The sequence below is a fragment of the Streptomyces sp. AC512_CC834 genome (assembly GCF_019049325.1).
In the GTDB taxonomy this organism is placed as follows: domain Bacteria; phylum Actinomycetota; class Actinomycetes; order Streptomycetales; family Streptomycetaceae; genus Streptomyces.
Map to the genome: position 1 here is coordinate 84,012 of NZ_JAGMUO010000014.1, position 19,079 is coordinate 103,090.

Sequence of the window (19,079 nt, forward strand, 5' to 3'; positions counted from 1 at the left end):
CCTGCGTGAACTAGAGCTTGTGCCAAGGCAGTTGGCCGACCGCCTCGACGCTGTGCACGACGTCGCGTGATCAGACTTGCCCACCGGCCCCCCGGCGAACCACCCCGTAAGCCCTGATTCGCCCTCAAGCGTGAGGACAAGTCGATAAACCCCTTTGCTTCCCTTCCGTACCAGCTCGGGGCAGCAAGGACAGCTCCACCCCAAGCGCCGCAAGAGGCGAAGCGTTCCGCCACTTTTTTCGCCCACCCCGCTCCCCCGGCGCGTCGCGCTCACCCACTCTTCCCTTTCTCGAACATGCGTACGAAAATAGACCCATGGCCACCACCGACCGGCAGGCCACGACGCTGGCCCTCGCACACGCCCTGTCCGCCGCGGAACGCGGACTGGCCGTCATCCCCCTGGCCCGGACGAAGCTCCCGGCCCTGCGCTCCCCCCACCGCGACGCCCCGGCACTGCAGCCGTTCACCTGCCACGGCGAGTGCGGCCGCTTCGGCCACGGTGTCCACGACGCCTCCACCGACCCGGCCCGCATCCGCGCCCTCTTCGCCGCCGCCCCCTGGGCCACGGGCTACGGCATCGCCTGCGGCCTGCCCCCGCACTACTTGATCGGCGTTGACCTGGACACGAAGTCGGAGACGGACTCCTCGGCCGCCCTGCGTGAACTGGCCCTGCGCCACCTGTTCACGATCCCGCCCACGGTCGTCGTCGTGACTCCCAGCGGAGGCCGCCACCTGTGGCTGACGGGACCGCCCGGCCACGTCGTCCCCAACTCGGCCGGCCGCCTCGCCCCCGGCATCGACATCCGGGGCGCCGGCGGCTACCTGGTCGGCCCCGGCTCCCGCACCCGCCACGGCGCCTACACGACCGCCCCCGGTACGTCCCACCTGCCCCCGGCGGCCTGCCCGCCCGCGCTCCTGCGCCTGCTGCTCCCGCCGCCCGTCCGGCGTACCGGAGGCGGGACGGTGGCGGGCGGACGGGGCCTGGTCCAGTTCGTCCTCACCGCCCACGAGGGCCAGCGCAACACCCGCCTCTTCTGGGCGGCCTGCCGCGCCTACGAGAACGGCATCGGCCCGGAGCTGCTCGCCCCCCTGCTGGAAGCCGCCCGGACCACCGGCCTGACCGAACACGAGGCCCGCGCGACGATCGCGTCGGCGGCCCGCATGACGGGCCACCGCCCCTGACCGACGCCGCACGCCCCTGACCGAAGCCGCACGCCATTGCCGCCCGCCCCACCCGGCACGAACCCGAAAGCCCCCGATGCACGACCGCCCCAAAGCACCGACCATGTCGCTGACCCGGGTCGTCCTGACCTCCGGCCGCAGCGTCGACCTGGCCGAACTGCGCCTCACGCCGACCTACGGCGGCATGCCGGAGGGCTACCCGTGCCGCCCCGTCAACGACCTGCGCATCAAGACACTCCTGCACACCGCCGCCGGGATGTCCCCCACCACCCCGGTACACCTGATCCCGCCACCCCGCGCGTACCCGGACCAGTACGCGGGCGCTTTCGGCCCCGTCGAGACACTCCCGCGCGTCGCCTGCGTGGGCCGTTTCTCCTCCACGCCCCTGACCCCGGCCAACGACCCGGTCCGCTACCGCTCCGGCCTGACCGTCATCTGGTTCCAGCCCACCTCCCGCATACCGGACACCTACGACACGGAACCCGCCCTGCGTGACGTCGACTGGGCGGCACTGGCCCGGGACTACGAGTTCGGGGACATCTCGGACCGGCCTTACCCGTCAGGCCCTTGACCGGGCTCCGCTTCAACGGAGGATGGGGGGAAGAGAGCGGGGCGACACAGAACACTTCAGCCGGCTGAGCGGGTGCGGCCGCCCAACGAGACGGCCTCTCAGGACGAAGGCCGTACCGCCCCGCCCTCCCCTTCTTCATCCTTGCGCCACGCCCGGACACCCAGCTCCCCGGTAGTGCCCAGGTCGAGGTGCGGCGCGACCGTCACGGCGTCGGCGCCGGCCTCGGCCCGGACCCTGACGTACGGCACGGTCACCGCCTCCCCGAACTGAGTGGTGTTGCGCCACGCCAGGCCCGACACGGCGGACTCACCCGGCCGCAGGGTCACCGGCCCGGGGGGCCCGTCGTCCCCGCCCGCCATGGGGATGCCGTCGGTACCGCGAAGGATCTCGATCCCGTCCACCGGCTGCCGCTCCGCGTCGAGCAACTGCAGCACCGGATAACCCTCCAGGGAGTAGGTCCGAGTGCCGCAGTTCTCCAAATGCAGCCCCACGACACGCAGCCCCATGGCCGCGTCACCCCGGTCGGCGGTCAGCCGCAGCCCGGACGGCGGGCACGTACCGGCGGCCGCCGGCGCCTCGTCAGAGGGCACCCGCTCCACATCGAGAATCCTCACCTGCCCGGTGCCGCGCCCGCCACGGCCCGGGTACCCGACGTGCTCGAGAGTCCGCCGCACGGTCCGCCCCGCCCCCACGGACGCCACCGTCTCCTCGACGTTCGACATCGCCCTGCCCCGGTCGTCCATCAGGGAGAAGGTGATGGTGTACGTGAAGGGCTCGGCATCCAGATTGGTCACCTCATACGCGACGACACACGAGCCCACACCGGCCGATGCCCCCACCCCCGGAAGACTCTCCGCCGTAACGGACACCCCGGGCCGCTCACTCGCCCCGCCACTGGGAGACGCACTCCCCCCGGCGCCTGCCCCGTCCCGCTCGACCATCCCGACGACCCGCACCCCGTCCCGCTCGGCACCGGCGGTGGATGTGACGTCGGGGACGGAAGTGCCCTCGTCGGTGGCAAGGCCCCCACACCGACTGTCCGCCTCTCCGCCGGCCTCCGCCTCCGATGCGCCGGTCTGGGTACCACAGGCACCCAGCAGAAGACTGACCACGAGAGCACCGGAGACCGCAAGCGGCGCACGGAGCTGGGGAATTAGCATTCCCCCACCCCACCAGCCCCACCCCACTTCGACCGTGACGGAAGCCACACCTCCGGTCACAGCCCCGTCACAGGCCAACGGCCCCCGACCGGATACCTGGTCGAGGACCGTCAATCACCGCGGTGGGTGTGGGATTTGAACCCACGGTGACATCGCTGCCACGACGGTTTTCAAGACCGTTCCCTTAGGCCGCTCGGGCAACCCACCCCTGCGCCGTCCCGCCTGGGGCGGAGCGGGTACAGCCTACCGGCCTCGCTCGCTGGGTGGGGCTCCTGGTCCGCGCGGGGGCTGTCCGGTTCGTGCGTCCGCAGGGGTGGGTGGGCGGCGGAGGCTCAGGGGCTTCGAGGAGGGGAGGCGACCGCCCAGGCTGCCTCGATCATCGGAAAGATCTCGTCCAGCGCGGCCTCCGGGGCGGGCGCCTCGCGGGCCAGTGAGTAGGCGTCGATCACGAATCTGGCGATCGTGCGGCCGGCCGTCGGGCTCAGTGTGAGGCCGGGGTCGGCGGTGATGGCCGTGGCCAACGCGTCCGCGTGGCGCAGGCGCATCGACTCGTCGTACTTCCGCAGGGCGGGTGACGTGTCGATCATGCGCCAGATCGGGGCGGCGCCGTCCGCCGTGCAATGGCGCACCAGGGCCAGGATCTCGCGGCGCAGTGCGGGGATGAGCGGCTCGTGCGGCGCACGGGCGGTGACCGCCTGCGTGAGGCGTTGTTCGAAGTCCTCGTCCTGCTCGAACACCAGGGCCTCTTTCGAGGCGAAGTGGGAGAAGAGCGTGGTGACGGCCACGTCGGCCTCGGCGGCCACGTCACGGATGCCGACCGCGTCGTACCCGCGTTCCAGGAAGAGCCGCAGCGCGGTGTCGGCGATCTTCTGACGGGTCGCGGCCTTCTTGCGTTCACGGCGTCCGGACTGCACGGTCATGGCCGCAGGCTATCAGGTACGAAAGTGTAACCGTTATTAAAAGCTAACCGTTAGTGTTACGGTCGAGCGCATGAAGAAAGTGAGCTTCGCCGAGTTCGGCGGTCCGGACGTTCTGCATCTCATCGACGCCGAGGAGCCCCACCCGGGCCCCGGCCGGGTACGCATCGCGGTGCGCGCGGCGGGTGTGAATCCCGTCGACTGGCGGGTCCGTGAGGGCCAGGTCCTGGGGGCCCATCCGATCGAGTTGCCCGCCGGGGTCGGGCTGGACGCCGCCGGGGTGGTGGACGAGGTCGGTGAGGGCGTCGAGGGGGTCGAGGTCGGTGATCACGTGTTCGGCGAAGGGGCGAGCACCTATGCCGAGTTCGCCGTGCTGTCGGCCTGGGCCCGTATGCCCGAGGGCCTGACGTTCGAGGAGGCGGCCGGGTACCCCTCCGTGGTGGAGACCGCGCTGCGGATCATCCGCGAGGTCGGTGTGCGGGCCGGGCAGACGCTGCTGGTCAGCGGGGCGTCCGGGGGAGTCGGATCGGCGGTGCTGCAGATCGCCCGCGACCGCGGGATCACGGTGATCGGCACGGCCGGTGCCGCGAACCAGGAGTATCTGCGCGGCCTGGGTGCCGTCGCGACGACGTACGGCGAGGGCTGGGTCGAGCGGGTGCGGCGGCTCGGCCGTGTCGACGCGGCCCTGGATCTGGCCGGCTCGGGGGTGATCCGCGAGCTCGTCGGGCTGACCGGGGATCCGCGGAAGGTCGTCACCATCGCCGATCTCGGTGCGCCGGAGTTCGGCGTCCGGTTCTCCGGCGTGGCCGGAAGCGTGCCGGCGGCGCTCGCCGAGGCCGTCGGCCTGATCGCGCGGGGCAAGCTGCACATCCCGGTCGAGAAGTCGTACGCGCTCGGCGAGGCCGCCGCGGCGCACATCGACAGCCAGGCCGGTCACACGCGCGGGCGGCGGGTCGTCGTCGTCTGAGCCGGCTACGAACCGGGACCGGGACCGGGACGGGGCCCTGAAGCGAAACGGTCCGGCGACGCTCGCTCCGCGTTGCCGCCCGCCGGACGCACGTCACCACCGGGGCGGACCCCGGTGGTGACGTGAATGGATGGTGGACGAGGGATCAGTCGTCGCCGATCTTGGAGCCCAGGGTGACCTTGGCCGTGTGCTCCTTGCCGCCGCGCTCGTAGGTGACCGTGACCTCGTCGCCGGGCTTGTGGGTCCAGATCTCGCCGATCAGGGTCGGGCCGCTGTCGATCACCCGGTCGTCGAGCTTCGTGATGACGTCACCGGGCTTGAGGCCCGCGTCGTCGGCGGGACCGCCCTGCTCGACCGGGTCGGAGCCGCCCACGCCCTGCTCGGTGAGCTTGGCGCCGCTGGTCGTCTGCTCCAGGGAGACGGAGGCGCCGATCTTCGCGTACACCGGCTTGCCGGTCTCGATCAGTTGCTTGGCGACGAACTCGGCCTGGTTCACGGGGATGGCGAAGCCCAGACCGATCGAACCGGCCTGGCCGGTGCCGAAGCCGCCGTTGCTCGTGGACTGGATCGCGGAGTTGATCCCGATGACGTTGCCCTGGGCGTCCAGCAGCGGGCCGCCGGAGTTGCCCGGGTTGATCGACGCGTCGGTCTGCAGGGCGCTCATGTAGGACGACTTGCTGTCGGCGCTGCCGTCGCTGGAGGCCACGGGGCGGTTCTTGGCGCTGATGATGCCCGTGGTCACCGTGTTGGACAGGCCGAAGGGGGCGCCGATGGCGATCGTCGAGTCGCCGACCGCCACCTTGTCGGAGTCGCCGAGGGGGAGGGGATTCAGGTCCGACGGGGCGTTCTCGAGTTTGATGACCGCGACGTCGTAGCCCTGGGCGTGGCCGACCACCGTGGCCTCGTACTTCTTGCCGTTGGGGAAGGTCGCGCTGAGCTTGCCGCCGTCGACCGCCTCCGCCACCACGTGGTTGTTGGTGACGATGTGGCCTTCCTTGTCGAAGACGAAGCCGGTGCCGGTGCCGCCCTCGCCGTTGCTTCCCTCGGCCTGGATGGTGACCGTGCTGGGCAGCGCCTTGGCGGCCACGCCGGCCACGGTGCCAGCGTCGCGCTTGACGGAGCCGCCGGTGTCGGAGGCGGAGACCGTGGTAGAGCCGCCGTCGTCGTTGTTCTTGGCCAGGGTGTAGCCGAGACCGCCGCCCAGACCGCCCGCGACCAGCGCGGCGATCAGGACACCGGCGACCAGGCCGCCACGGCCGCGGCCCGATTTCGGGGCGGGCGGCTGGTACGAGGCTCCCCAGCCGCCGCCCGAACCGTCACCGGAGCCCTCACCGAAGCCGTCACCGCCGCCTGCACCGCCGTACGTCGGGGGCGGGGTCGACGCCGAGGTCGGGGCCGCGGTCGAGGTCGGCGTGCCCGGCGGCGGGGGCGGGGGCCAGGAGGCGTCGGGAGCCGGGGATCCCTGCGGGACCTCGCCCCCCTGCGGTGCCGCGTGTCCCTGCGGCGCGGTCGGGGCCTGGGCGGGGGGAGCCGCCGGGGCCTCGGGTGCGGAGGCGGGGGCTTGGTGCGGGGCGTGCGGGGCGGGGGGCTGGGCGGAGGCAGCGGGAGCATCCACCGGCACTGGAGGTGCGGACGGGGCCGGGGGTACCGCGGTGCCCTCGTTCTCGGTGCTCACAGCTTTTCTCCTCGTTCCACGGCTGTTTGTCGCTCACCCTGGTCGCGCTCAGCAGCGCTCACACGCTGCTCCACGGTCCGGCGCGATGCGGATGTGCTGGTGCTGTTGTATGCCATCAGCTTTTCCCACGGGCCGTCAGAGCACCATAAGCGGTTGCTGTGCGTCTCCGACCGTCCTTTATATGGGTTATCCAAGACTAAACGGACGTGCTGCCGATTCCGTCGATGGCACGTCTACCCACCCGCGGTGGCACCATGACGCGGTGACCCACGCACGACAGCACCGGATTCAGGTCGTCGCCCACCGCGGAGCCTCCGAGGAGGCCCCCGAGCACACGCTGGCCGCGTACCGGAAGGCGATCGAGGACGGGGCGGACGCGCTGGAGTGCGATGTGCGCCTGACCGCCGACGGCCACCTCGTCTGCGTCCACGACTGGCGCGTCAACCGTACGTCGAACGGCCGCGGCGCGGTGTCCGCGCTGGAGCTCGCCGATCTGGCCGCACTGGACTTCGGCGCCCGCCGGACCCGGGAGTTCTGGCGGACGCGCGACGAGCAGCCCGACTGGGAGCACCGGCCCGAGGACCGGGAGGAGACCTCCGTCCTGACCCTGGAGCGGCTGCTCCAGCTCGTCTCCGACGCGGGGCGCCGGGTGGAGCTGGCCATCGAGACCAAGCATCCGACGCGCTGGGCGGGACAGGTGGAGGAGCGGCTGCTGCTGCTTCTGAAGCGCTTCGGGCTCGACGCCCCCGCCTCGGCCGAGGACTCCCCGGTGCGTGTGATGAGCTTCTCGGCCCGCTCGCTGCACCGGGTGCGGGCCGCCTCGCCGACGCTGCCGACGGTCTACCTGATGCAGTTCGTCTCGCCCCGGCTGCGCGACGGGCGCCTGCCCGCGGGTGTCCGGATCGCGGGCCCCTCGATCCGGATCGTGCGCAATCACCCCGCCTACATCGAGCGTCTGAAGCGGGCCGGTCACCAGGTGCACGTGTGGACGGTGAACGAGACCGCCGACGTGGATCTCTGCGCCGGCCTGGGCGTCGACGCCATCATCACCAACCGGCCGCGCGCCGTCCTGGACCACCTCGGCCGCCGGCCGGGCCGCTGATTCGTCCGCAGACCTTGACCCGGCGTGCCTGCCGCATTCTCCGGTCTCGGCCGCACCGACCATCCCGACCACACCGACCAAATCCGGCCATGCGATTACGGGGAGTGCTCCGGCGCGTTCGGTACGTGTTCGACCGTGTCGAATGCGTCACCATGCGGGGATCGGCCGGTTTCCGGCTCAGGGCGATGGGGCATCCACACCGTGGCGTGGGGCAAAGGAGGTCTCGGGGGTGGCGTTGGTGGTGGCACAGGAGGTGCCCACGTCGTCGAGCATGGCCGTGCCCCATGGCCCTGCGGGCGTGGGGGAAGCGAGACACCGCATGCGTGATCAGTTGCGCGGAGGCGGCGTGGCGGAATCGGTCATCGACGACGCTGTACTGGTCCTTTCCGAACTGTTGAGCAACGCGTGCAAGCACGGCCGTCCGCTGGGCGACGTGCCCGCCGGGGACGGCGACGTCCGCGCCGCGTGGCAGGTGGACGCGGGTGGCCGGCTGCTGGTGGAGGTCACGGACGGTGGCGGCCCGACCCGCCCGGCTCCGGCGACGCCCTCGGTCACCGCGCACGGCGGCCGCGGGCTGAACATCATCACGGCACTCGCCGACGACTGGGGCGTACGGGACGACGCGCGCGGAGAGGTCACGGTCTGGGTCGTCGTCCACGACGACGTGCACGACCCGGACGCCGGGCACCGGCGCGACGACTTCGCCCGGATCTCGGCGCCGGCGGTGTCGGAGATTCCCGGCCTGGACTTCGCGGACGCCTTCGACGACCTGGGCTGACCCGGCGGCCCGCCCGCCGGGAGGCCGGGGCGAGTTGTCCACAGGCGGCCCGTCGTCCACAGGGTCCCGTGGGCCGGGGTGGGAACGGCTAGGCTCGCGCCCGTACGAGTCGAGCCGTAACCGGGAGACACCCACGATGGCCAAGAAGCGACCCCAGACGAAGGCCAAGCGGCCCCAGCTCGACGATGCCGAGGTCCCGGTCGTCGGCGCCCGTGAGCCCTGCCCCTGCGGCAGCGGCCGCCGGTACAAGGCATGCCACGGCCGGTCCGCGGCCCAGGCCACGACCGCGCTGGTGCAGCGCCCGTTCGAGGGGCTGCCCGGCGAGTGCGACTGGGTGGCGCTGCGGGAGCTGGTGCCCGCGGCCACGGTCGGGCTGACCCTGCGGGACGGCCTGCCCGAGGGCGTCCCGTCCGTCATGCTGGCCACGGTGCTGCCGATGGCCTGGCCCGCCCTGCGCCGCGACGACGGCTCGGTCCTGCTCGGCCTGCAGAACGACACGGCGTCGGGCGACATCAGCCGCGACCTCGCCGACACCCTCGCCCAGGCGCTGAGCGCCCCGCCGGGCACCCCGGTGCAGGGCAGGCGCGCGCCGGCCGACGGTCCGCGGCTCCAGGACCTGCTCGCGCCCGAGGGGGCGTTCGAGCCGGAGGTGCACGCGGGCTTCGAGTTCTGGGTCCCGGACCCGGACAACGCCACGCCGGAGGTGACCGCCTCCCTGGAGCGGGCCAACGCCGCGGCCATTCCGACCGTCCGGCTGCGGAGCGTGGACGCCGCCTACTGGTGCGAGACGCCGGACAAGAACCACCTGCGCTGGGTCATGCCGCACGAGGAGGAGCGGCTTCTGGACGCTCTTGCCCGGCTGCACGCCGCGGGCCGGTCGTCCCTCGGCGAGGGCACCCGCCTCGTCGGCTCCTTCCGCGCTCACGGGCTCACCGTGCCGGTGTGGGACCTGCCGAGCGAGGTCACCGCGCAGGACATCGAGAAGCCCGCCGCCGAGTTCGCCGAGCGGCTCGCCGAGGCCCTGGCCACGGATGCTCCGCTCACCCACGACGAGCGCCGGGCGCGCGGCGGCCTGACCAACCGGCAGGTCACCCTCAGTTGACCTCCGCAGACATCAACTGACATCAACTGACCTCAACTGACCTCAACTGACCTCAGCAGGCATCACTGACGCACGGCCGCCGAAGCCGCTCAGGCTGACCGACCGGTCAGCCTGAGCGGCGGGCCGTGGACAGGTGACTCCGGTCACAACTCCCGGCGGGGACAAGCCAGTCGGTGACCGGAAAACAGGAGATCGAATTTGCTAACCGCCGATCTCTTGTTACCGTTCGAGTAGCCCGGTTGCTGGTGCATCCCCCGTCGCCAGCAACCGGGTCTTTCCATGCGCCCGGTCGCACACGCACCGCAGTCGCGCGTCAACTCTCCATCTGCGCAGGTGAGTTGCCTTCACCGTCTCCGCCGCTCCGGGCAGCGCCGTGACTCGCCCCGCTCTCGGCCTAACCGGCGTTCCCGGTGTTCCCGTCGCCTCCGGAATTCCCGTTGCTTCTTCCGGAACTCCCGTCGCTTCCGGCACTCCCGGCGCTCGCGTCACTCCCGCTTTCGCTGTTTCCGCTCCCGTTCCCGCTTCCGCTTCCGCTTCCACTGTTCCCGCTACCGCTGTTCCCGTTGCTCCCGGTGCGCAGCAGAAGCGGTCCGTACCCGGCCCGGCTCGTGAACTCCGCGACCGCGGTGTACCCAGCCAACCCGCCCCGGGTTCGTTCCGGCGGCGTCTCGCAGGTGCCCGGCGCGTCCTCGGCGCTCACCGCACAGCGCATCCGCACGCTGCGCCCTTCGGGCCCCATGAGGCTCAGCACGGCCTCGAGCGGGCCGCCGGTGGCGTTGCGGTAGTAGGTCCGCGCCCAGGTCTCCGTGGACCGGGCCAGGACACAGGTCTGCGCCTCGACACCCGCGGGCGAGGTGAGTTCGGGACCGCAGCGCGCGGCCAGGGCAGGGCCGGGCGGCAGTGGGGAACGGGCGGGCGCAGCCCCGGCCTCAGCGCGGTCGGACCCCTCGGACGCTGCCTCGCCCTCACCGCCCCGCGAGAGGAGGGGGACGGCTGCGGGAGCCTTCGCGTCCGTGTCGCCCGAGGGCCCGGCGGACGCCACGGCGAACGGCAGTACGACCGCGCACACCACGACACCCGCGAGCCCGTACAGGCGGATCCGCCGACGATCCGGCCTGCCGCGATCCGGCCCGACACGGCACGGCCCGACGCGGTGCGGCCCGACGACGCGGTGCTTCCCAGCATGAAGCGGCATGGGGCGGACGATAACGACCGGCGGCGGGCGCGGACTTCCGCGCGCGCCGAACACCCCTACAACTCGGGCGCGCTCACACCCGTACGAGTGAGGGCGTCGACCACCGCGTCCACCACGGCCTCCACGTCGGGCACCCAGGGTGAGGCGGAGCCGGGCAGCGGCGCCCGTTCCCAGCGGACGGCGCCGGCGCCGGTCTCGGACGGGGGCAGCGCGAGGTAGCCGCCCTCGCCGTGGAAGCGCAGGGAGCCGGGGACGAAGTCCTTGGCGTAGAGCAGCTCGCCCAACTGCTCCATGGAGTACGGCCTGACCAGCAGCGCCCAGCGGGTGGGCGAGGCGACGACCGGGCCGAGCCGCAGCCCGGCACGGTCGAGCGCGGCCAGGGCGTGGGCGGCCGGCAGCGCGGGCAGGGAGACGGCGCACGGGGCGCTGCCCCCGGTGGCCAGGACGATCGGCGCGGTGGGCCGGTTGGTCCACCACCAGCGCACCATGCGCTCATTGGTGGTGGCCGCGAGGAGACCGGGGTCGAAGGGATGCGCGCCCGGCACCGTGCACTCGGGGTCGGGGCATGCGCAGCGCGACCGCGCCCGCGGGTCGGCCGCCGCGCCCGGGAGTACGGGCCACTGCCATTGTGTCGCGTAGGTCAGAGCCGCGCCGATCAGCTCAGGCCGCCCGTCGTCGTGCTGGGACAAGGGCCTGCGTAGCCTTCCGAGGATCTCGCGCATGAGCGCTCGTTCCTTTCCGTTGCACGCCTGGCAACACCGTGGTCACTTCACACCATGTGTCGATCACTTCGCTGTGCGTTGCTGGTGGCGCATCACACCCCTGCCGAGGAGCGACCCCACGGGAGACCATGGGAAACACCTCTGCCAAGGGCAAGGGAAACCCCTGTGGGTCGAGCACTGACTGCGTCCGTGACGGTTCCGACCACACTGCGTCTGTCAAAAGCATGGGCGTGGCGCGGGGGTGGCGAAGTCTGGCGTTTTGCCGTCGCGCGTATTTCTCTCCGCCTCCGCCACGGGAGGATGGGGCACGGTCGTCGGTGGATAGGACGCCCGGGTCCGTCGCCAGGTTCCAGGTGGCCCCCAACCACGCCTGGCCTTCTCCGAGTACGTACCCATCACGACCGCTGTGACGCTCCGTGAAGCACCCCCAGTCGACCGCAACAAGGCGTCCTCTGGGGCAGTTTCAAGCCAATTTCGCTTTTGCGCAAGAGGTAGGGAAGGAGGCCGCTCGCACCTCATGGACACCAGGAATCCCGGCAGGACAATGCTGGACATCTCCTTACGAGTGCGTGTACATGTGGAGACACTGCTGGCGGCGCAGAATGACATGGGGGTTTGCGATGCTTTTGAGCAGTAAGTGCCGGTCGGGAGGCCGGACGCCATGAACGCCCCGCACCCTGCGAAAGTGGCCGGAATCGATCCAGCGGTTCCGACCCCCGCACACACTGTCGCGTCCACGGCCACGGGTACCTCCCCGGCGGCCACACCAAACACCACGGACGCCACAGCCGTTACAGGCGCCTCGGACGCCTCAGGCGCTCCTTGCGCCGCCCCCGGTGCCCTGCTCCAGGACCGCCTCGCCGGCTGGATCTCGGACCTCACGACCCTGCACGAACTGACCGAGCGCCTGGTCAGGACGGACACCCTCTCCGACGGCCTCCAGGAACTGCTGAGTGCCGGAGCCGCCCTGGTGGGCGCCCGGCGCGGGCTCGTCGTCCTGGAACCGGCCGACGGACTCGGCCCCGACACCACCATCGGCCTCGGGCTCGCCCGCGCCGACCTCGGCCACATCGAGACCGTGCCCCGAAGTTCCCTGTCCTACGGGCGGATTCTGGACGGAACGGCGGCCGGTCCAGACGGAACGGCGACCGGTGAGGGCGGGATCGCCGAGCCCGACCTGCTCGCCGAGAAGAGCCTCGACCCCCGACACCGCGAGGTCGCGAGGCGCCTCGGCTACGCCGCCAGTTACGCGCTCCCCCTGTCCGCCGAGGGCACCGGGCGCCTCGGCGCCGCCGTATGGCTCTACGACGAGCCCGCCGAACCGGATGAGCGCCGCCGCCACCTCGCCGGTCTGTACGTCCGGTACGCCGCACAGCACCTGACCCGCCTCCTCGAGGTCGAGCGCACCCGCACGTCCCTCGCGACGATGGCCGAGGAGCTGCTGCCCTCCCGCCTGCCCCGGGTGCCCGGCGTGCAGCTCGCCGCCCGGCACCGCACCGGTCCCCTCGGCGGCGGCGACTGGTACGACGCGCTGCCGCTGCCGGACGCCGCCCTCGGTCTCGCCGTCGGCTCCGTCACCGGGTCGGGGCCGAGCGCGGTCGCGGCGATGGGGCGGCTGCGCGCTTCGCTGCGGGCGTACGCCGTGATGGAGGGCGAGGACCCGGTCGCCGTCCTGTCCGACCTGGAGCTGCTGCTGCGGCTCACCGAGCCCGCCCGCTCGGCCACGGCCCTGTTCGGCTACTGCGAGCCCGCGCTGCGCCGGATCACCCTGGCCGGCGCCGGACACAGCCCGCCGCTGCTGATCGGCCGGCGGCGCACGGAGTTCGTCGAGACCTCCGTCTCCGCGCCGCTCGGCATGCTCGCCTGCTGGGAGGCGCCCAGCGTGGAGCTCCAGGCCGAGCCCGGAGAGACGGTTCTGCTGTACACCGACGGGCTGCTGCACCGCACCGGCGACCCGGCCGACCGCGCCTTCGCCCGGCTGCACGCGGCGGCGGCCGGCGTACCCCGGGCCGAGCGCCGCGACCCGGACGCCGTCGCCGAGCACGTCCTGCGCACCGTACTGCCGGACGGCAAGGCGGAGGCGGACTCCGAGGAGGACGTCGTTCTGCTGGCGGTCCGGTTCGAATAACGACCCGGTTCGGACAGCCGCCCGGTTCGGACAACGACCCGTACGGACGACGGCCTGGTTCGAATAGCGGGCACTTACGCCCCGCGCGTCCCGCATAACGGACAGTGACGCCTCCGTGTAACAGGCCCTTCGGCCCTGGGCCCCCTTCCGTACGACCGTACGATGGGGGGTGGTCCAGTGCCGTATCGAGGAGGATGACGTGGCGGAGGAGCTCACCCCGGCAGTATCTGATCTTGCTGCTGACGCAGCGGGCGCGGAGAACCCGGAGAACCCGGAGACAGAGACCGAGGAGCCCAGCAAGCAGCGCAAGAACGGCCTGTACCCGGGCGTGTCCGACGAGCTGGCCGAGAACATGAAGTCCGGCTGGGCCGACACGGAGCTGCACGGCCTGGAGCCCATCGCCCAGGCCGCGGAGACCGCCACCCGCCGCGCCGCCCTGTCCGCCCGCTTCCCGGGCGAGCGCCTGGTGATCCCCGCGGGCAACCTCAAGACCCGCTCGAACGACACGGAGTACTCCTTCCGCGCCTCGGTCGAGTACGCGTACCTCACCGGCAACCAGACAGAGGACGGCGTCCTGGTCCTGGAGCCCAAGGGCGACGGCCACACCGCGACGATCTACCTCCTGCCGCGCTCGGACCGTGAGAACGGCGAGTTCTGGCTGAACGGGCAGGGCGAGCTGTGGGTCGGCCGCCGCCACTCCCTCACCGAGGCCGGGCAGCTCTACGGCATCCCCGCCTCCGACGTCCGCGAACTGGCCGACAGCCTGAGCGAGGCCACCGGCCCGGTGCGCGTCGTGCGCGGCTACGACGCCGGCATCGAGGCCGCCCTGACCGACAAGGTCACCGCAGAGCGCGACGAGGAACTGCGGGTCTTCCTCTCCGAGGCCCGCCTGGTCAAGGACGAGTTCGAGATCGGCGAGCTGCAGAAGGCCGTCGACTCCACCGTGCGCGGCTTCGAGGACGTCGTGAAGGTCCTCGACAAGGCCGAGGCGACGTCCGAGCGCTACATCGAAGGGACCTTCTTCCTGCGCGCGCGCGTGGAGGGCAACGACGTCGGCTACGGCTCCATCTGCGCCGCGGGACCGCACGCCTGCACCCTGCACTGGGTCCGCAACGACGGCCCGGTCCGCTCCGGCGACCTCCTGCTGCTCGACGCGGGCGTGGAGACGCACACGTACTACACGGCGGACGTCACGCGCACGCTGCCGATCAACGGCCGCTACAGCGAGCTGCAGAAGAAGATCTACGACGCCGTGTACGACTCCCAGGAGGCCGGCATCGCGGCGGTGAAGCCGGGCGCCAAGTACCGCGACTTCCACGACGCGTCCCAGCGTGTGCTGGCCGAGCGGCTCGTCGAGTGGGGCCTGGTCGAGGGCCCCGTCGAGCGGGTGCTGGAGCTCGGTCTGCAGCGCCGCTGGACGCTGCACGGCACCGGTCACATGCTCGGCCTGGACGTCCACGACTGCGCCTCCGCACGCGTGGAGTCCTACGTCGACGGCACGCTGGAGCCCGGCATGGTCCTCACCGTCGAGCCCGGCCTCTACTTCCAGGCCGACGACCTGACCGTGCCCGAGGAGTACCGGGGCATCGGCGTGCGCATCGAGGACGACATCCTCGTCACCGCCGACGGCAACCGGAACCTGTCCGCCGGCCTGCCGCGCCGGTCGGACGAGGTCGAGGAGTGGATGGCCGCGCTGAAGGGCTGACCCGCGTTTCGACGGCCGGGCACACCACGCGGGTGCCCGGCCGTCGGCGTGCTCGCGGGGATGCCCCCGTTCACACGGCCACCAGCGGGGCGTCCTCACGCCACTTGAGGATCTTGTCGAAGCTCACCACGGCACCGGCCCGCCCCGGCGCACTGCCGATGTGGACGTGGTCGGCGAGTTCCCGGATGAGACACAGACCGCGGCCGCTCTCGGCCTCCACGGGCGCCGGGCGGGCCACACCCTGCGGCCGGCCCGCAGCGGCGGCGGGGAAACCGGGGCCCGTGTCGGCGACCTCGATACGGCACCGCTCGCCGTCGAGATAGGCCGTGACGCGGTACGCCTCCGTGGGTCCGCCGGACCCGTCGTCGCCACCGTGCTCGACGGCGTTCGCACAGGCCTCGCTCAGCGCGACGGAGAGATCGAAGGAGATGTCGGGGTCGACGCCCGCGGTCTCCATGGTGCCGATCAGCAGGCGACGGGCCAGGGGCACGCTCGCAGCCTCGCGCCGCAAATGGAGTGACCACCAGATGCTCATGCTCCAGCCTCCCGGCCGCGGCTCGACATACCGTTACGTATTGCCCCGCACACCCCGGTGTAAGCCCGCTTTCCCCGTGACACCGCTCATCTGGCGGATGCGTCCCTGCCGCCGATCGGTGTATGTGCGGCGCCTCGCGCCATGAGGTGATCTTCCGGCGCCTTCCCTGCTCTTTCCGGCGCCTTCCATCCTCTTTCCTCCTCTTCCGGGTCGTACGGCATCTTGTGGACCTGCCGTACGGCGCGGGGGGCGTCAGTGCGATGATGAGGCCGCCATGACTGCCCCCCACCCGCCAACGGCGCGCTCCGGGAACGACCTCCGGATCCTGCGGGCCGCGGTGTTCGCCGCGGTCTGCGTCGTGCTGGCCGCGGCGGGGCACACCCTCGCCTCCTGCGCCACCGTTCCGCTGTGGTCGCTGGGCACGGGATTCCTCGGGGCGGTCCTGGTCGCCGTGCCCCTCGCCGGACGACGGCGCTCACTGCCCGGCATCGTGGTGCTGCTCACCGTCGGACAGACCGCGCTGCACGCCCTGTTCGGACTGGGCCAGCACGGCACCGCCGCGGCTACCGCTTCCGCCGCGGCCACCGCTTCCGGTACGGCCGTCGCGTCCACCGGCGGGCCGGGCGCGTTGACCGACGCGTCTTTGGTCCAGCAGGCGGCGCGGCTGGTCTGCGGGACCACCGCGGCGGCGATCAGCCCGACCCAGGCCCAACGCATCCTCACCGACGCGCGGATCTCCCCGGACGTGCACACCGGCGCGACGCACCACCCCGCCGACGCCCTGTCCACCGCCGACGCCTCCGCCTCGCTGCTGCCGTCCCTGCCGATGCTGCTCGGCCACGTCCTCGCGGCCCTGGCCGCCGGCTGGCTGCTGCGACGCGGGGACCTGGCCCTGGCCCGGCTCCTCGAACTGTCGGCGCACTCGGCCCACTCGATGGCCGAGGCGGCGTTCGTACGCGCCCTGCGCGCGGCGCTCTCCCTGGTGCGCACCCTGAACGCCGGGCTCGTCGGCGCCCCCGGTAACGGCCCGCGTCCGCCGCACACCGCCCTGTCGGCGCCGCCGCGGCCCCGTACGACCGCACTCCAGCACACGGTGATCAGGCGCGGCCCGCCCGGCGACACGTTCGCCCTCGCCGCCTGACACGACGCGACACCATCCGCTTTGGGGAGGGGCCGCCGTCGTGCGGCACGCGCGCGTGCGCGCATTCCTCCCGTCACTCGTCACCGGCTCAGCACCGGTGCCCACTCGAAGCGGAGTACTCCGTCCATGAAGGCTTCCCGTATCGCCGCCGCCGGCGCCGTCTCCGGCATCGCCGTCCTCGCCCTGTCCGCCCCCGCGTTCGCGCACGTCAGCGTGCAGCCGGAGGGCACGGCCGCCAAGGGCGGCTACGCGGTCGTCGACTTCAAGGTCCCCAACGAACGCGACAACGCCTCCACCACCAAGCTGGAGGTCAACTTCCCCACCGACCACCCGCTGGCGTCCGTGATGCCGGAGCCGGTCCCCGGCTGGAAGGCCGAGGTCACCAAGTCCAAGCCGGCCAAGCCGCTGGAGTCGCACGGCAAGCAGCTCACCGAGGTGGTCACCAAGGTGACCTGGACCGCCGATGGTGAGGGCATCAAGCCCGGCTTCTTCCAGAAGTTCCCGGTCTCCGTCGGCGCGCTGCCCGAGGACGCCGACCAACTGGTGTTCAAGGCGATCCAGACGTACTCCAACAAGGAGGTCGTGCGCTGGATCGAGGTGCCGCAGGAGGGCCAGGAGGAGCCCGAGACCCCGGCGCCCGTGCTCGAGCTGGCCGCCGCCGAGGAAGACGCCCACGGCGCCTCGGGCTCGGCCGACGCGAAGGGCGACGACACCGAGGCGGCCGCGCAGAACACCGCCGCCGACGCCTCCTCGTCGGACTCCGGCTCGGGCGACGGCAGCGACACCACCGCCCGGGTCCTCGGCATCGTCGGCATCGTCGTCGGTGCGGCGGGCGTCGCGTACGGCGTACTGGCCGGCCGCAGGCGCGGCTCCGGCGCCTCGGCGTAACAGCGCCCGCGCCGGTGCGTCGGCGTGACCTTGCCGACGCATCCTCTCGTCCGGTGCGCGCCGGGCATCCTCCGTCGGTCCGACGGAGCCCCGGCGCGCACCGGAGCACCTCACATCTGGGACATTTTTCTATGCGCAAGAAGACGTTCGCCGCGGCCGCCCTGCTCGCCGCCGCCTCCCTGACCCTCTCCGCCTGCGGCAGCGGCGCCGACAGCGACAAGCCCGTGACCGTGGTCTCCGAGGACAACAGCCAGCAGGCCGCCACCGTCCTCGACAAGCCCTTCGAGAAGCCCGACCTGGTCCTCACGGACACCCGGGGCAAGAAGTACGACCTCCGCGAGCAGACCGCCGGCAAGCCCACCCTGATCTACTTCGGCTACACCCACTGCCCCGACGTCTGCCCCCTGACCATGAACAACATCGCCGTGGCCAAGAAGCAGCTCTCCCAGGCCGAGCAGGACAAGCTCCGCGTCGTGTTCGTCAGCACCGACCCGGAGCGCGACACCCCGGCCGCACTCGGCAAGTGGCTCAAGGGCATCGACTCGCAGATCGTCGGTCTGACCGGCGACTTCGACACCGTCCAGGCCGGCGCCCGCACCCTCGGCATCTCGATCGATCCGCCGACCAAGGACAAGGACGGCAAGATCATCTCGACGCACGGCACCCAGGTCGTCGCCTTCTCCCCGAAGTCCGACGCGGGCTACGTCCTCTACGGCGAGGACGCCACGGTCGACGACTACACCAAGGACCTCCCCAAGCTCATCAAGGGGGAGAACCCGTGAGGCGGCCGACGGGAGGACCGGTGCGGGGCCGCCCCGTCCTCGCCGCCGTCGCGGTGATCGGCGCCCTGGCCCTCTCGGGCTGCGGCGGATCGGACTCCGACTCCGACTCCCCGGCCGCCGGTGCCGAACTCTCCGTCGGCGCCGCCTACATACCGCAGCCGGTCTCCGACTCGATGGCGGCCGGATTCCTCACCATCACCAACAAGGGCGACGCGGCCGACGAACTCACCTCCGTCACGAGCGAGGCCGGCGACGTCACCGTGCACGAAACCGTCGACGGGACCATGAAGCAGGTCGAGCGCCTCGAGGTCCCCGCCCACGGTCAACTCGTGTTCAAGAGCGGCGGAAACCACCTGATGTTCGAGAAGCTGAAGCAACAGCCGAAGCGGGGACAGTCCGTCGCCGTCGAACTGCACTTCGCCCACTCCGACCCCGTCACGGTCAAGCTGCCCGTGAAGGCGGCCACGTACCAGCCCACGACCGGACACTCCGAACACTCCGGACACTCCGGACACTGAGGGAGGGGACAC

17 protein-coding genes and 1 tRNA gene are annotated in these 19,079 nt (G+C 71.9%); 12 read left to right on the forward strand and 6 right to left on the reverse strand.

The window, feature by feature from the left end; genetic code table 11:
* Nucleotides 1-314 precede the first annotated feature (314 nt).
* Both KUM40_RS04445 and KUM40_RS04450 read left to right on the forward strand, forming a co-directional pair.
* On the forward strand, nt 315-1,181 hold the full coding sequence (locus KUM40_RS04445) for a bifunctional DNA primase/polymerase (protein WP_217163048.1): 867 nt from the start codon (nt 315-317) through the stop codon (nt 1,179-1,181).
* 76 nt (nt 1,182-1,257) lie between these two features.
* Nucleotides 1,258-1,752, forward strand: a complete 495-nt coding sequence (locus KUM40_RS04450; protein WP_217163049.1) for a hypothetical protein — start codon at nt 1,258-1,260, stop codon at nt 1,750-1,752.
* Between the two features lie 98 nt (nt 1,753-1,850).
* Here the strand turns inward: KUM40_RS04450 and KUM40_RS41010 are convergent, their stop codons facing one another.
* The 3 genes from KUM40_RS41010 to KUM40_RS04465 form a co-directional block, all read right to left on the reverse strand.
* Nucleotides 1,851-2,912 carry a DUF4232 domain-containing protein gene (locus KUM40_RS41010; RefSeq protein WP_217163051.1) on the reverse strand — a complete coding sequence of 354 codons (1,062 nt, stop codon included), beginning with the start codon at nt 2,910-2,912 and terminating at the stop codon, nt 1,851-1,853.
* A 120-nt stretch (nt 2,913-3,032) separates the two neighbouring features.
* A tRNA-Ser gene (locus tag KUM40_RS04460) sits at nt 3,033-3,119 on the reverse strand.
* A gap of 125 nt (nt 3,120-3,244) precedes the next feature.
* The gene (locus tag KUM40_RS04465) at nt 3,245-3,832 is read right to left on the reverse strand and encodes a TetR/AcrR family transcriptional regulator (protein ID WP_217163053.1); all 588 of its coding nucleotides are present in this window, start codon (nt 3,830-3,832) and stop codon (nt 3,245-3,247) included.
* A 70-nt stretch (nt 3,833-3,902) separates the two neighbouring features.
* On the opposite strand from KUM40_RS04465, the gene KUM40_RS04470 reads away from it, so the two are divergent.
* Complete coding sequence (locus KUM40_RS04470; RefSeq protein ID WP_217163054.1) at nt 3,903-4,796, forward strand: NADP-dependent oxidoreductase; 894 nt, start codon at nt 3,903-3,905, stop codon at nt 4,794-4,796.
* A gap of 145 nt (nt 4,797-4,941) precedes the next feature.
* Here the strand turns inward: KUM40_RS04470 and KUM40_RS04475 are convergent, their stop codons facing one another.
* Nucleotides 4,942-6,471, reverse strand: a complete 1,530-nt coding sequence (locus KUM40_RS04475) for a S1C family serine protease (protein ID WP_217163056.1) — start codon at nt 6,469-6,471, stop codon at nt 4,942-4,944.
* Nucleotides 6,472-6,733: 262 nt separating this feature from the next.
* On the opposite strand from KUM40_RS04475, the gene KUM40_RS04480 reads away from it, so the two are divergent.
* The 3 genes from KUM40_RS04480 (at nt 6,734) to KUM40_RS04490 (ending at nt 9,453) form a co-directional block, all read left to right on the forward strand.
* Nucleotides 6,734-7,573 (forward strand): glycerophosphodiester phosphodiesterase, encoded by an 840-nt coding sequence (locus KUM40_RS04480; protein ID WP_217163058.1) that lies wholly within the window; start codon nt 6,734-6,736, stop codon nt 7,571-7,573.
* A 142-nt stretch (nt 7,574-7,715) separates the two neighbouring features.
* On the forward strand, nt 7,716-8,351 hold the full coding sequence (locus tag KUM40_RS04485) for an ATP-binding protein (protein WP_217163059.1): 636 nt from the start codon (nt 7,716-7,718) through the stop codon (nt 8,349-8,351).
* 136 nt (nt 8,352-8,487) lie between these two features.
* The gene (locus KUM40_RS04490; protein WP_217163061.1) at nt 8,488-9,453 is read left to right on the forward strand and encodes a DUF5926 family protein; all 966 of its coding nucleotides are present in this window, start codon (nt 8,488-8,490) and stop codon (nt 9,451-9,453) included.
* A 1,251-nt stretch (nt 9,454-10,704) separates the two neighbouring features.
* Here KUM40_RS04490 and KUM40_RS04495 read toward each other — a convergent pair.
* Entirely contained in the window at nt 10,705-11,370 is a 666-nt protein-coding gene (locus KUM40_RS04495) for a bifunctional DNA primase/polymerase (RefSeq protein WP_217163063.1), read from the reverse strand.
* A 661-nt stretch (nt 11,371-12,031) separates the two neighbouring features.
* Between KUM40_RS04495 and KUM40_RS04500 the strand changes: the two genes are divergently transcribed.
* Nucleotides 12,032-13,498 (forward strand): PP2C family protein-serine/threonine phosphatase, encoded by a 1,467-nt coding sequence (locus KUM40_RS04500; RefSeq protein ID WP_217163070.1) that lies wholly within the window; start codon nt 12,032-12,034, stop codon nt 13,496-13,498.
* Nucleotides 13,499-13,697: 199 nt separating this feature from the next.
* Nucleotides 13,698-15,203, forward strand: coding sequence for an aminopeptidase P family protein (locus KUM40_RS04505; protein ID WP_217163072.1), 1,506 nt, complete (start codon nt 13,698-13,700; stop codon nt 15,201-15,203).
* 70 nt (nt 15,204-15,273) lie between these two features.
* Here KUM40_RS04505 and KUM40_RS04510 read toward each other — a convergent pair whose 3' ends face one another.
* Nucleotides 15,274-15,738, reverse strand: a complete 465-nt coding sequence (locus KUM40_RS04510) for an ATP-binding protein (protein ID WP_217163074.1) — start codon at nt 15,736-15,738, stop codon at nt 15,274-15,276.
* A gap of 274 nt (nt 15,739-16,012) precedes the next feature.
* On the opposite strand from KUM40_RS04510, the gene KUM40_RS04515 reads away from it, so the two are divergent.
* From KUM40_RS04515 to KUM40_RS04530, 4 genes are all read left to right on the forward strand, one after another.
* On the forward strand, nt 16,013-16,879 hold the full coding sequence (locus KUM40_RS04515) for a hypothetical protein (protein ID WP_217163075.1): 867 nt from the start codon (nt 16,013-16,015) through the stop codon (nt 16,877-16,879).
* Nucleotides 16,880-17,005: 126 nt separating this feature from the next.
* On the forward strand, nt 17,006-17,767 hold the full coding sequence (locus tag KUM40_RS04520; protein ID WP_217163077.1) for a YcnI family protein: 762 nt from the start codon (nt 17,006-17,008) through the stop codon (nt 17,765-17,767).
* 131 nt (nt 17,768-17,898) lie between these two features.
* Nucleotides 17,899-18,549 (forward strand): SCO family protein, encoded by a 651-nt coding sequence (locus KUM40_RS04525; protein ID WP_217163079.1) that lies wholly within the window; start codon nt 17,899-17,901, stop codon nt 18,547-18,549.
* Nucleotides 18,546-19,067 (forward strand): copper chaperone PCu(A)C, encoded by a 522-nt coding sequence (locus KUM40_RS04530; RefSeq protein WP_308401057.1) that lies wholly within the window; start codon nt 18,546-18,548, stop codon nt 19,065-19,067. The genes KUM40_RS04525 and KUM40_RS04530 overlap by 4 nt, the downstream gene beginning before the upstream one ends.
* The last annotated feature ends 12 nt before the right edge of the window (nt 19,068-19,079 follow it).